The 13,103-nt window shown below is 63.8% G+C and carries 10 protein-coding genes; 2 read left to right on the top strand and 8 right to left on the bottom strand.

What is annotated here, in order from left to right:
• Positions 1-131: 131 nt before the first annotated feature.
• The 7 genes from HQ843_RS01450 to HQ843_RS01420 all read right to left on the bottom strand — a co-directional run bounded on the left by HQ843_RS01450 (position 132) and on the right by HQ843_RS01420 (position 6,805).
• Entirely contained in the window at positions 132-1,076 is a 945-nt protein-coding gene (locus HQ843_RS01450) for an AEC family transporter (protein WP_180900160.1), read from the bottom strand.
• Between the two features lie 116 nt (positions 1,077-1,192).
• On the bottom strand, positions 1,193-2,464 hold the full coding sequence (locus HQ843_RS01445) for an FtsX-like permease family protein (protein ID WP_180900161.1): 1,272 nt from the start codon (positions 2,462-2,464) through the stop codon (positions 1,193-1,195).
• 4 nt (positions 2,465-2,468) lie between these two features.
• Complete coding sequence (locus HQ843_RS01440; protein ID WP_180900162.1) at positions 2,469-3,140, bottom strand: ABC transporter ATP-binding protein; 672 nt, start codon at positions 3,138-3,140, stop codon at positions 2,469-2,471.
• A 36-nt stretch (positions 3,141-3,176) separates the two neighbouring features.
• Entirely contained in the window at positions 3,177-3,638 is a 462-nt protein-coding gene (locus tag HQ843_RS01435) for a hypothetical protein (protein WP_180900163.1), read from the bottom strand.
• A 300-nt stretch (positions 3,639-3,938) separates the two neighbouring features.
• Complete coding sequence (locus HQ843_RS01430) at positions 3,939-5,699, bottom strand: alkaline phosphatase (protein ID WP_180900164.1); 1,761 nt, start codon at positions 5,697-5,699, stop codon at positions 3,939-3,941.
• 100 nt (positions 5,700-5,799) lie between these two features.
• Positions 5,800-6,450: a DedA family protein gene (locus HQ843_RS01425; protein ID WP_180900165.1), complete on the bottom strand. Its 651-nt coding sequence runs from the start codon at positions 6,448-6,450 to the stop codon at positions 5,800-5,802.
• Positions 6,443-6,805, bottom strand: coding sequence for a hypothetical protein (locus HQ843_RS01420; protein WP_180900166.1), 363 nt, complete (start codon positions 6,803-6,805; stop codon positions 6,443-6,445). The genes HQ843_RS01425 and HQ843_RS01420 overlap by 8 nt, the downstream gene beginning before the upstream one ends.
• A 219-nt stretch (positions 6,806-7,024) precedes the next feature.
• Between HQ843_RS01420 and HQ843_RS01415 the strand changes: the two genes are divergently transcribed.
• Positions 7,025-7,642 carry a ribonuclease D gene (locus tag HQ843_RS01415; RefSeq protein ID WP_180900167.1) on the top strand — a complete coding sequence of 206 codons (618 nt, stop codon included), beginning with the start codon at positions 7,025-7,027 and terminating at the stop codon, positions 7,640-7,642.
• A gap of 453 nt (positions 7,643-8,095) precedes the next feature.
• Positions 8,096-10,699 (top strand): ATP-dependent chaperone ClpB, encoded by a 2,604-nt coding sequence (gene clpB, locus HQ843_RS01410; protein WP_180900168.1) that lies wholly within the window; start codon positions 8,096-8,098, stop codon positions 10,697-10,699.
• A 71-nt stretch (positions 10,700-10,770) separates the two neighbouring features.
• Here clpB and HQ843_RS01405 read toward each other — a convergent pair whose 3' ends face one another.
• Positions 10,771-12,708, bottom strand: coding sequence for a M23 family metallopeptidase (locus tag HQ843_RS01405; protein WP_180900169.1), 1,938 nt, complete (start codon positions 12,706-12,708; stop codon positions 10,771-10,773).
• Positions 12,709-13,103 lie beyond the last annotated feature (395 nt).

The following is a 13,103-nucleotide window of genomic DNA, read 5'->3' as shown; positions in this document are numbered from 1 at the left end:
TAAAGGCATTGCCACAAGGCCCTGGATGCCGGCTCAGGGCCGGCATGACGGAAGATTTTGGCGAGGGCTTTGTCAGTAGTCTGAACGGGGCTGCGGCCGCGTTTTTCCATTGGGCATAACCCTCTGGCCTCTCAGTATCCCAGCAATAACACCCACAGGCTGACCGTGACCACGCCGAGCAGGGTGGTGACGGTGATCGTGGAGGCGGCGATGTTGCGGCCGGTGCCGAACTTGTCGGCAAGCAGGAAGGCGTTGACGCCCGCAGGGCAGGCCGCGCCGAGCACCAGGCCGGCCATGATCGGCTGCGGCAGCCCGAAGGCGTGTGAAAGGGCGAAGACCAGGGCCGGCAGCAGAGCGAGCTTGATAACGGTGATCGCCGAGAACAGGCCGGCATTGCCGGCGACCCTGTATTGCGCGAGGGTCATGCCGATCGAAACCAGCGCCACAGGAGCGGCGATCCCGGCGAGCATCGAGATGACGGTGGCGAGCGGTCCCGCTGGCGTGAGGCCGGTGAAATTCATCACCGCCCCGATGATCAGGCCGATCACCAGCGGATTGGTCGCAAGATTGTAGCCCACCGTGGCTGCAAGCCGTCCCGGGGCGCTGGTGGCGCCGCCTTCGTGCGCCTTGGCGCGTTCGGCCAGCACCGTGGCGGTGACCATCAGCACCGGCATGTGGATCGCAAGCACGATCGAAAGCGCCACCAGCGCGGTTTCACCCGCAATGTGGCTGACGAGGGGAATGCCGAGCAGCGCAAGGTTGGAAAACGTGCCGGAAAGCCCGATGACGACGGCAGACACGCGATCCCGGTTGAAGACGAAGCGGGAAACCATGGCGGCCACGATCCAGGCGATCGCCACGCTGGCAAAATAGACCGCCCAGATCCTGAGCGGATCGGCGCCGGTGAAATCGGCATTGGCGATGGTGCGCATCAACAGCACCGGCAGGCCGATCCTGTACACGAAGCTCGACATCACGCCGGCATGCTCTGCCGGCAGATAGCGTGATTTGACGGCGAGCCAGCCGATCAGGATCAGGGCGAAGATCGGGATGACGCTGTTGAATATTTCTTGCATGGCGGGGCTTTCGGGCGGGCGGCGCGATTTGTGTCGCGTTTTCCGAAACTGTTCCCCGGCTCGTGCGGTGTCAAGCCCGGCGGGTGGCCGGAAAGCCTCCCTTCCGGTCTGAACCGCTAACTTTTCAGCGCGGCCGCCGGCGGCTGACGATAGGCGATGAGGGCGGGCAGGGCGGAAAGCAGGGCGGCGGTTGCCACCAGCACGGCGGCGGAGCCGAGATCGGCCGCGGTGAAACCGACGGGAAGCGACACGCCGCGTTCGGCCGTGATCGACCGCGCGACCGCAAGCGCTGCGGCGAGGCCCGCCGCATAGCCGAGCGCGATGCCGATTGCGACCAGCAGGAAGAGCTCGCTCCAGACGATGGCGAATACCGCGCCGCGCGGCGCGCCGAATGCGCGCAATGCCCCGATCTCGCGCCTTCGCTGCGACACGTGAATGACGGTCACGAGCATGAGCGCCGCGGCGACGAGCACCTGCGCGCCCGCGGCAATCGCCGCCAGCACCTGTTTGGCATCGCCGAGCGTGGCGTAGAGTTTCGTCAGCACTTCCGCCGGGAAAACGGCGAGCGTGTGGTCGCCCCGGTAATCCTGCCTGAGCCGATAGGCATCGGCGATCGACTTCGGCTTCACCAGTATGGCGGGCAGGCCGGGCGTTTCGCCCTCATGCCAGGTTTCATCGAGCGGCGCGGCGGGGTCGAGGTGATGATGCTCCTCATCATGCTCAGCCTCGTCATGCTCGTGGTCGTCGTCATGTTCGGCCTCGTCATGCTCCTCTGCCTCATGCGCTTCCATGCCGTGGATTTCCCAGACGGCCTCGATCGGCACGAAGATGGCGCGGTCCCAGGGCGTGCCGGTCGGGTCGGCCTTTCCGGTAACTGTATAGGCAAGCTCGTCATGGGTATGGCCGCCGCTTTCGATCGTGCCGTGGAGCGGCTTGATCGTGTCGCCGATCGAAAGGTCGACCGCCGAACCGATCACGGCTTCGCCCAGATGCGTGAAATTGCCGCCATCGGAAAAACCGGGCGTGGTGTTGGTGATCAATTCCGCCGTGGTGCCGACGATCGGATAGCCGGCATAGGAATCGCCGAAGCCGATCGGGGCTGCCCAGGCCACGCGCGGGTCCGCCTGAAGCGCGGGCAGGATGTCGCCATCCATCAGCGGCAGGTCGGCGGCCTGCAGGAAGACGGAGGAGAGCACGAGCTGGGTTTCGCTGCCGGGCGCGCCGATGACCAGGTCGAATTTCTCCGAGGCCCGGGCGCTGCCGAGCCTGAGCGCCCGTTCCTCCAGCGTGACGGCGACGCCGAGCGCTGTCGCAAGCATGATCAGGATCACGATGACGACGGAGCCGGCCCAGAGGCGTCGAAGGTCTGCGAGAATAAAACGGAACATCGGGTCAGCCTCTCTTTTCGTCGCTGGCGATGCTGCCTGCAAGCAGCGATATCTCGCGCGTCAGCGGGGCGATCAGCCGCCGGTCATGTGAGACGACGATCAACGTGCTGCCCTCGGCAAGCTCCAGCAGCAGGCGGCCGACGGTCTCGCCCGATGCGGCGTCGAGACTTGCCGTCGGCTCGTCGGCCACGATGATGCCGGGTTCGCGCAAAAGCGCGCGGGCGACCGCCACGCGCTGCATCTCGCCGCGCGACATCGTGCCGGTCTTCTGGTCGTGGCGGGAAAGGCCGACCTGGTCGAGAAGATCGTGGGCGCGGCGGATGCGCTGTTCACCTGCCGCGCGTGCAAGCCTTGCCGGCAGCAACACGTTTTCAAGCGCGGAAAGTGCCGGAAAAAGGTGAAAATCCTGCATGATCAGGCCGATATTCTCGCCGCGAAAACGGTCCCGCCCGCTTTCGGAGAGCGTCGACAGGTCGGTTTCGCCCCAGCGGGCATGGCCATGCGTGAGCCGCTCCAACCCGGTGACGATGTTGACGAAAGTGCTCTTGCCGGAACCCGACGGGCCGGTGATCGCGACCCGCTCGCCGGCGGCGATATCGAGCCGTGGTATCGAAAGCACCGCGCCATCGAGGCCGGGAAAGGTGACGGCAATGTCCGTCAGGGAAAGAGGCAGCATCGGGACTGACCTTTTTGTGGGCGAAAGGAGGTGGCCTCAGACTTTGCTATACCGCGCGTCGCGCAGGCGCAGCTGGCTGATGAAGCCGGTCTCGGGGTCTACCCAGGAGCCGCGATCGAGAATGCCGGTCACCTCGATCATCTGGTTGGGCTGGGTGAAGGTCTGCTTGCGGTCGAGATAGACGACCATGATATTGTCCGGCCAGTCGGCATCCGAGGAACAGAACGGGCAGAGCGCCATCGGGATTTCCGACAGCACGAAGAACTTCGCTTCCGCCTTCAGCGGCGGGGCCATGAAGCCTCGGATCGAGACCTTGCTTCCGGTCAGTTCCTTCACCTTGTCGGAAAATTCGAGCCCGAGCGGGCTGAAGGAGCCGTAGAGCTGGTCGAAAGTCAGTTCACCGGTGGCGGCAAGGGCCGGACGGCAGGCAAGGCCGACGCCGAGCGTGCCGAATGCGGCAAGCAGGCTGCGGCGGGAAAGGGGCGGACGAGCAGTCATGGTTCTCATCTCATGGTTCGTGAGGTCGGAACCGGGCAAAGCCCGCCCGGTTCCCAGTTTGTTGACGAAGGCCTTGACAGATACTTCCGTCATGCCGGGCTTGACCCGGCATCCAGGGCCAAATTTCGAGGGCTATCAACAGGTGGCCCTTTGCGCGTATGGCGTTCCATCGCCCTGGACCCCGGATCAGGTCCGGGGTGACGGACAGAGGGGTAGGCAAACTCAAACTGTCTGCAACATGGTTTGTCAGCAGTCCGAGGACCGGGCGAAGCCCGCCCGGTCCCGTATCGAACGTGAAGCTTACTGCTTCTGGCTGGTGCCGAGAGCGAAAGCGTCGGCCAGTACGCCGTAGACGTCGGACTGTTCCATATAGCCCTTGAAGCCTTCGGCGCCGGGGCCGGACGCCTGAAGGAGAACGTCATCGACGGCGTGAACGCCGGTCGAGGCATCATAGGGCAGGTTGCCGGTGCGCAGAACGGCGCCGGGGACATCCTTGTAGGCCTCGTTGGCGACGTAGCGGCCCTCTTCGTTCTTCACGGCCGGCTCGAACGGACCATCCATCTTCGGGCGGAAGGTCTCGTAATAGTCGGGGAAGTTGTTGGCAAACATGGCCAGGCGGCGGGAGACGTCGACCTGATCCGGGTAACCGTCGCCGTTTTCGTCCGTATAGTTCGGGAAGCCGGCGTCGTCATAGGTCATGACCTTGTTGCGCATTTCGTCGGCTTCGACGTCGTCGTCGATCGTGCCGATCACCGAGACGCCGTGGGTGTGGTCACCGGTGACGACGATCAGCGTATCAGGGTTGGAATTCATCCATTCCATGGCGGCGCCGATGGCCTGGTCGAACTCGATCATGTCGATGGCGGCGCGGTCCCAGTCGAGCGGATGCGACATCTTGTCGACATTGGCGGCCTCGACCATCAGGAAGAAGCCCTCGGGATTCCTGGAAAGCTGGTCGATCGCCGCTTTCGTCATATCCACGAGGCCGGGCTGGTTCGGGAATTTCTCGACGCTGCCCTTCTTCAGGAATTCGCGGTCAAGCGTCGAGTCCATGTTGGCGGTGTGGAACAGGCCGAGCAGCTTGCCGTCTTCCGGCTTCTCGGCGGAAGCCAGTTCGTCGGCGGAGGTGACGACCGTGTAGCCGGCCTCTTCGAACATGGCGATATAGTCGTTGTCATCCTTGCGCTTGGAACCGGCGACATCGGACTTCAGGAAGTAGGCAGAACCGCCGCCGAGAACGACTTCCGGCTTGACGTCATAGAACATGCCGACGATAGCGGCCTTGTCGCCGCGAAGGCGGGTATGGGCGACGACGGCGGCCGGCGTGGCGTCTTCGATTTCGGCGGTGGAGACAACGCCGATCGCCTTGCCGGTCTGGCGGCGCAGCGCCTCGGCAATGGTTTCGACCTTCGGGTCGTCCAGGCTGTCCGGCGTACGGTCGGCATAGACGCCGAGCGCGTTCACGCGGGTCTTGTGGCCGGTCATGTAGGCCGACATGGTGTTGGCGCTGTCGGTTGCGACCGAATGGGTCGAGGAGGTGCCGATCGTTGCCATGCTGTCGAGGTCGTCCATATGGAGACGGCCGTCGGCCTTGCCCTCGGTCATGCCCTTGGACATGATCCGGGCAGCCGTGCGGTGACCCATGGACAGGCCGTCGGCGACGAAGAAGATCACGTTCTTGGCCTTCGGGGTTTCGGCGGTATCGTAAACCGTCCAGGTCACGGTCTTTTCCTCGGCATCGCCGGCCTTGACGGAAACGGTGTAATCACCGGCATCGGCAATGGCCAGATCGCGCAGGATCAACGCCGAGCCGAGGCTCTCGTCATTCTTGCCCTTTTCGTCGGCGACGAATTCTGCCTCATGGCCGAAGACGTCGGCATAGGGCTTGCCGTTGACGGTTACGTCGACATCGCCGGCGTCATAGACCGCGTCGAGTTCGACCTTGAAATCGAAGGGCGAGGACGAAAGCACGGTGGCGCGATCGAGCGGATAGATGGTTGCGGCATTGGCAGCACCTGCAAGGCAGGTGGCGGCGGCGAGAATTGCGAGACGTGCGCGCATGGGAACCTCTTTGAAAGAGCGTCGGGAAGGGTTAGTGCCGTTCCGCGATAGTCCCACGGGATAACAATCGAATGACGTTTTTGCTGCGGTTTGATGACGCTCAGGGCTGGCCGCGCCGGCCGCGCGGCTTCAGGTAGCGCCTGCGCCTGCGCCGCTTGATCGAAAAGTGCAGGACGCGGGTGATGTACCAGAACAGGGCGAGCGAAATGACGCCGGCGGCGAGGAAGCCGGTGGCATTGCCCGCGACGTGGGCGACGGCGATGATGTTGCGGGAGAACATGAAGCCGAGAAGGCTATAGGTCGACACCCAGATTATCTGGCCACAGACGGATGCGGCCGAAAAGGCGCGCCAGCGCATGCCGGCAGCGCCCGCGACCGGGTTGATATAGGGGCCGAACTGGGCCAGCAGCCAGCGCGTGAAGAAGATGGCGAGAACGCCGCGCCGTTCCAGATAGTCCTGTGCACGGTCAACCAGACGCTGGCGTTTGGGGCCGCGCGCGGCGAACCGCTCCACATATTTCGCTCCGCCCTTGCGCCCGACCCAGTAGCCGATCTGGTCGGAGGTGCTTGCGGCGGCGAAACAGGCGGCGATGGCCGGCAGCATCGGCAGATCGCCAGAGGCTGCGAGAGAGCCGCCAAACAGCATGATCACGGCGGCGGGCATCGGTATGCCGAGGCAGCCCAGAAACACGATAAGGGCCATGACCGGGATGCCGTAGACCGGAACCAGCGCCAGAAACTGTTCATTCATCGTCGCCGGCCCGTTCGTGGTCGTCGAGGGCTTCGGCGATCTGGTCTTCCAACTCCTCCAGCGTCTCGCCGCGCTCTCTTGTGATCTGCCAGAGCGGCAGGCGGCGGCTGTTTTCCGGATCGAGGCCGAGCGCCCCGGCGAGTTCGTGCACGGGGATATCGTGCACCATCGCCACCTGGCCGAGCGTCATCCAGCCCTTCAGCTCCAATTGGCGATGGGCCGGGTTGTGCCAGTAATAGACCGCAAGCACGGTCTTGAGCGCGAACGCCAGCGTCAGAATCAGGGCCGCCAGAAAGGCAATGGAAAGCGCGCGGTGGCGTTGCCAAAATGCGCGGACGGGATTTTTCAGACTCATGGCCGTCCTTTCCGGATACGCTGAAGGAAGCGGAGTAGTTCCGCCTTTGTCGGGCTTTGCTTCATGCGATAGCCGCTCGGCCGCGATTGCACAACACCCCTGCGCGCAGCCGCAGGGGGGAGGTTCTCGGCGAGGTCCGCGTTTTTGGGTATCGTCGCGCCGGCCGATCCGCTATGAACCCGGTTTGTGACAGAATGACAGGCTATGGAGAAGCGCGACATGATCCGCGTGCACAAACACGATATTCCGGCGGAACACGCGAGCCGCTATACCGGCGCGATCGCGATCGACAGCGAGACGCTTGGCCTGATTCCGCGCCGCGACCGGCTTTGCGTGGTGCAGATTTCGCCAGGCGACGGCAGCGCCGACCTGATCCAGATCGCGCCGGGGCAGCGGCAAGCGCCGAACCTTACCGCCATGCTGGCCGATCCGGACCGCCAGAAGATCTTTCATTTCGGCCGGTTCGATATCGCCGTGCTCTACCACACCTTCGGCGTGACCACCGCCAATGTATTCTGCACCAAGATCGCCTCGCGCCTGACCCGGACCTATACCGACCGGCACGGGCTCAAGGACAATCTCAGGGAAATGCTCGATGTCGACGTTTCCAAGGCGCAGCAATCCTCCGACTGGGCGGCCGAGGAACTGACCGAGGCGCAGCTTCAATACGCCGCCTCCGACGTTCTCTACCTCCATCGCCTGCGCGACAAGCTGATGGAGAGGCTGATCCGCGATGGCCGGATGGAGCTTGCGAGCGCCTGTTTCGAATTTCTGCCGACACGGGCAAAGCTCGATCTTCTCGGCTGGGAAGAAACCGACATTTTCGCCCATAGCTGAGCAGTGCCGCGGTCAGTCATCGAGGACCGCATTCGTTCGAACGTCGCGACCGCTTCTCCTCCTCTCGGCGTCATCCTCGGGCTTGACCCGAGGATCTATCCACGCCGGTCGCGAGCAGCGCTGGCGTTCGGGTGGGCAAGTTCACCACGAAAAGCGGCCACCGAGACCCCAGTCGCATGGAGAGGTGCTTAGATCCTCGGCACAAGGCCGAGGATGACGTCGGTGAGGGGGAACTGCTTGGAGAAAGACGAGATTCTGGAGGCTTTCACCCCTGTTGCATATCTGCAACGAATTTGTTTCACGGCCTCTTTAAACCCCGGAAATCCGCACCATATCTGCTTCATGGCGGCTGCAAACGCCGCCGTCATCAGCTCGCCTCAACAGAGGGGGTTTGACCTGAATCATCGCTCGGTCGCTTTATAAAGGGCAGGGTGAGGAATGGAGGCATGAAACATGAACATCGAAAAATATTCCGAACGGGTTCGCGGCTTTCTGCAGTCCGCGCAGACCTATGCGCTGGGCGAGGGCCATCAGCAGTTCGACGCCGCGCACATCCTGAAGGTGTTGCTCGACGACCCGGAAGGCATGGCGGCATCGCTGATCGCGCGCGCCGGGGGCGATGCCGCCAAGGCGCGTCTCGCCAATGACGCAGCCCTTGCGAAGCTGCCGAAGGTTTCCGGCGGCAACGGACAGATTTATCTCGCCCAGCCGCTTGCCAAGGTTTTCAGCACCGCCGAAGAGGCCGCCAAGAAGGCGGGCGACAGTTTCGTCACCGTCGAACGCCTGCTCCTGGCGCTCGTCATCGAAAAGAGCGCGTCGACGGCGAAGACCCTTGCCGATGCCGGGGTGACGCCGAACGGCCTCAACCAGGCCATCAACGAAATCCGCAAGGGCCGCACCGCCGACAGCGCCAGCGCCGAGCAGTCCTATGACGCGCTGAAGAAATACGCGCGCGACCTGACGGCGGACGCCCGCGACGGCAAGCTCGATCCCGTGATCGGCCGCGACGACGAAATCCGCCGCACGATCCAGGTCCTGTCGCGCCGCACCAAGAACAATCCGGTGCTGATCGGCGAGCCGGGCGTGGGCAAGACCGCGATCACCGAGGGTCTTGCGCTCCGGATCGTCAATGGCGACGTCCCGGAGAGCCTGAAGGACAAGAAGCTGATGTCGCTCGACATGGGCGCTCTGATCGCCGGCGCGAAATATCGCGGCGAGTTCGAGGAGCGGCTGAAGGCGGTTCTGAACGAGGTTCAGGCCGAGGCTGGCCAGATCATCCTGTTCATCGACGAGATGCACACGCTGGTCGGCGCCGGCAAGGCCGATGGCGCCATGGATGCGTCGAACCTCCTGAAGCCGGCGCTTGCGCGCGGCGAACTGCATTGCGTCGGCGCGACCACGCTCGACGAGTATCGCAAGCATGTCGAAAAGGACGCGGCCCTTGCAAGGCGGTTCCAGCCGGTCATGGTTGCCGAACCGACGGTCGAGGACACGATCTCGATCCTGCGCGGGCTGAAGGAAAAATACGAGCAGCACCACCAGGTGCGCATCGCCGACAGCGCGCTGGTGGCCGCTGCGACGCTTTCCAACCGCTACATCGCCGACCGGTTCCTGCCGGACAAGGCAATCGACCTGATGGACGAGGCGGCAAGCCGCGTTCGCATGCAGGTGGATTCCAAGCCGGAGGAACTCGACGAACTCGATCGCCGCATCATGCAGCTCAAGATCGAGCGGGAAGCGCTGAAGAAGGAAACCGACACCGCATCCAAGGATCGTCTGGCGCGCCTTGAAACCGAACTGGCCTCGCTCGAGGAAGAAGCCGATGCGCTGACGGCGCGCTGGCAGTCCGAGAAGAACAAGCTCAACCGGGCCGCCGATCTGAAGAAGCAGCTCGAGACGGCGCGTAACGATCTGGCGATCGCCCAGCGCGGCGGCGAGTTCCAGAAGGCGGGCGAGCTTGCCTATGGCACGATCCCGAAGCTGGAAAAGGAACTGATCGAGGCGGAGTCGGAAGACAACACCGTCACGGATTCGATCCTGCAGGAGGTCGTGACCCCGGACAACATCGCCCAGGTCGTCTCCCGCTGGACCGGCATTCCGGTCGACAAGATGCTCGAAGGCGAACGCGACAAGCTGTTGCGGATGGAAGACGAACTGGCGAAATGGGTCGTCGGCCAGGGCGAGGCGGTGCAGGCCGTGTCGCGTTCGGTGCGCCGGGCGCGCGCCGGGCTGCAGGATCCGAACCGGCCGATCGGCTCGTTCATCTTCCTCGGCCCCACCGGCGTCGGCAAGACCGAGCTGACGAAATCGCTCGCCCGGTTCCTGTTCGATGACGAGACCGCGATGGTGCGCATGGACATGTCGGAATACATGGAGAAGCACTCCGTCGCCCGGCTGATCGGCGCGCCTCCCGGCTATGTCGGTTATGACGAGGGCGGGGCGCTGACCGAGGCGATCCGGCGCAGGCCGTATCAGGTGGTTCTGTTCGACGAGATCGAAAAGGCCCATCCGGACGTCTTCAACGTGCTGCTGCAGGTGCTCGATGACGGGCGGCTGACCGACGGCCAGGGCCGCACGGTCGACTTCCGCAACACGATCATCATCATGACCTCCAATCTGGGCGCGGAATTCCTGACCCAGCTGGGTGATCATGAGGACAGCGAAGCGGCGCGCGAGCAGGTGATGGCGGTGGTTCGGGCATCGTTCCGGCCGGAATTCCTGAACCGGGTCGACGATATCATCCTGTTCCACCGGCTGCGCCGCGACGACATGGGCCAGATCGTCGACATCCAGCTCGGTCGTCTCGAAAAGCTGCTGTCGGAGCGCAAGATCGTCCTCGACCTGACTCCGGAAGCCCGCAACTGGCTTGCCGAAAAGGGCTACGATCCGGCCTATGGCGCCCGTCCGCTGAAGCGGGTAATCCAGACGGCGGTACAGGATCCGCTGGCCGAGAAGCTGCTGGGCGGCGAACTCTCCGACGGCACCCATGTGCGTGTCGACGCCGGCTCCGACCGGCTGATGTTCACAACCGGCCGCAAGCTGGAAGAGGTGGCGTGATCGGTCGTTGCTGAGATGAAAGGGGCTCGCCTTCGCGGCGGGCCCTTTTTTGTCAGACGGCTATTCGCCGCTCAGTTCGCGTTCGAGGCGACCCGGCTGTCGTTGCCGAGCAGAGAGTCGATGCGGGCGCGCTCGGACTGGAAGCGGGCGAGGTTGTCGCCGGCGAGCGCATCGGAGTTCGGGAAGCGGATCTTCATCGGATCCACTTTCGTGCCGTTGACAATCACTTCGTAGTGCAGATGCGCGCCGGTCACCAGGCCGGTCGCGCCGACATAGCCGATCAGCTGGCCCTGCTTGATGCGCGCGCCGGGCTTGACGCCGCCGGCGATCTTGCTCTGGTGGTTGTAGGAGGTCTCGTAGCCATTGGCGTGGCGAATGATGGTCTGGTTGCCGTATCCGCTGGCCCAGCCGGCCTTTTCGACGACGCCGTCGCCGGCGGCGATGATCGGGGTGCCGGTGGGGGCTGCCCAGTCGACGCCCGGATGCATGCGGCCATATTTCAGCACAGGGTGACGGCGCATGCCGAAACCGGAAGTGAAGCGGCCATTTGGCACCGGGTTGCGCAGCAGGAACCGGCGGATGCTGCGACCATCCTGGTCGTAGAAATCCACCGATCCGGAGTCCGGATCGCGGAAACGGTAGAGCGCGATATCCTCGCCGCTGATCTTTGCGTCGATGTAGAAAAGCTCGGAATCGGCCGTCGCGCCGCCATTGGGGTCGGCATCTGAAAAGAACAGCTCAAGCGCATCATCCGGCGAGGCCTGCGACTGGAGATCGACCTTGCTGGCCAGCAGGTTGACCAGTTGCGCCGACATCTGTTCGGTCAGATCATAGCTCAGCATTGCCCGGTAAATGCCGTCATAGATACGCACCGGCTTCTGGGCCGACCCGAGCAGCAGATCGGTTTCATCGGCGGTGGCATTGGCCACCGCATCGCTCATGGCCGGCGGTGTGCCCTTGACGAAGCGGCCCTTGTCGTTGAGCGCCATCGTCATGCGATGCTCGCCGCTGCGATAGAGGCTGAGGCGGACGACGCGCATGTTGCGGCCCATGCGCAACAGCCCGATGCGCAGCGTATCGCCGGCCTTGAGCGTGGCCGAGCCCGTGCCCTCCTGGATCAGCCGGCCGAGTTCGTTGGCCTGCGGCGGCGGGTAGCCGGCCGCCGTCAGCAGCGCGGCCGTGTCCACTGCCTGACGCACCGGCAGAATGTCGTCGCTGAAATCGCGGGTGAATATGGATTGCAGCGCGCTTACCGTAACATTCTCATCGATGATCTGGGCGCTGAGGGCGGGTTTGAGCGGCAACAGGCTGGGCTCCGGCTCGAACCGGTCGGGATCGACATAGCTCAGCATCGAAATTTCGCCGACGCTGTCCTGAAGCGAGGCCTCGTTGGCAAGGATCGTTGCTTCGATTTCCTCGGTGGTGAGATCGGCTGCGAACGGAGCGTCCGGCCGCGTCATCGGAAAGGCGATGGACCGGATCTCGACTTCGCCCTGGACATCGGTGTCATAAATCACGTCGGCGCCATGCTCGGGGTCTGACGGCGTTGCGGTCGAGGCAAACACGGCGAAGGGATCGAAGGCCGGATAGGAAGGGGTCTCGCCGTAATTGGCGGCAAGCGCCATTTTCACCTCGGAAAACGGCTCGTAATGGATCACGTCGCTGTCGCCCTGCCGCACGGCCGTCGGGACCTGCAGGATGCGACGGTTGGAAGGCTTGGCTATGACGGCGGTCTGTACGAGCCGCGCGCCGCGGGCTGCGCTGTCATTGGCATCGGGACGGTCGAGCCCGGTCTTGGCGAAGGCTGAGGCGGGGATCGCAAGCCGCTCGCGGCCATCGACGGCCACCGAAAGCGCGACCGCCATCAGCGCGGTGCTGGTCAGGCCCGTAAGGCAGACGCCGGCAAGCCAGCGCAGCGAAACAGCACGTCGCGCCGGCGGCGAACGGCCATCGACCACGATCGGGTTTCGCCGGCCGAAGGAACGCGCCGGGTTGTCTTTCACTTTCATAGGTCTGTCGTCTCGCATCGTAGTTTGCGTATCCGCCCGTTTTCATGTGCCGAAATTCAGCCATTGTGTCAAACGACCATCGGTGTCGCGGCTCCTGTGTGGAGCACGTCCGGAAAAGGGCAAACCGTTTTGCCGTCCGGAGCGATCAAGAACAAAGTTGCGAACCGTGTTCGCGGTCAGAAGAAGCGGACATGCGGCAAGCGCCGTCCGCAAACCCTCTCTTGCCGGGACCCCACGCTCGCGCCCAGGCGGCAATCTCTGGTTTGAAAGTGGCATATTGAAGGCGCTGTCATTTGTGGCCGCTGGCGGCGCACGCGTTGGTCCGCTTGTGGCGGTCATTCTCGGGACAAGAGGACGAACGTCACTAAAATATATAGAAATATCAGTGCGATAAC

Source organism: Martelella sp. NC20 (assembly GCF_013459645.1).
Taxonomy (GTDB): Bacteria; Pseudomonadota; Alphaproteobacteria; order Rhizobiales; family Rhizobiaceae; genus Martelella.
This window is presented reverse-complemented; position numbering and strand designations above follow the sequence as displayed.

Coding starts and splice junctions, on each gene's coding strand:
- HQ843_RS01450 (WP_180900160.1), bottom strand. CDS start 1,076: ATGCAAGAAATATTCAACAGCGTCATCCCGATCTTCGCCCTGATCCTG.
- HQ843_RS01445 (WP_180900161.1), bottom strand. CDS start 2,464: ATGTTCCGTTTTATTCTCGCAGACCTTCGACGCCTCTGGGCCGGCTCC.
- HQ843_RS01440 (WP_180900162.1), bottom strand. CDS start 3,140: ATGCTGCCTCTTTCCCTGACGGACATTGCCGTCACCTTTCCCGGCCTC.
- HQ843_RS01435 (WP_180900163.1), bottom strand. CDS start 3,638: ATGACTGCTCGTCCGCCCCTTTCCCGCCGCAGCCTGCTTGCCGCATTC.
- HQ843_RS01430 (WP_180900164.1), bottom strand. CDS start 5,699: ATGCGCGCACGTCTCGCAATTCTCGCCGCCGCCACCTGCCTTGCAGGT.
- HQ843_RS01425 (WP_180900165.1), bottom strand. CDS start 6,450: ATGAATGAACAGTTTCTGGCGCTGGTTCCGGTCTACGGCATCCCGGTC.
- HQ843_RS01420 (WP_180900166.1), bottom strand. CDS start 6,805: ATGAGTCTGAAAAATCCCGTCCGCGCATTTTGGCAACGCCACCGCGCG.
- HQ843_RS01415 (WP_180900167.1), top strand. CDS start 7,025: ATGATCCGCGTGCACAAACACGATATTCCGGCGGAACACGCGAGCCGC.
- clpB (WP_180900168.1), top strand. CDS start 8,096: ATGAACATCGAAAAATATTCCGAACGGGTTCGCGGCTTTCTGCAGTCC.
- HQ843_RS01405 (WP_180900169.1), bottom strand. CDS start 12,708: ATGAAAGTGAAAGACAACCCGGCGCGTTCCTTCGGCCGGCGAAACCCG.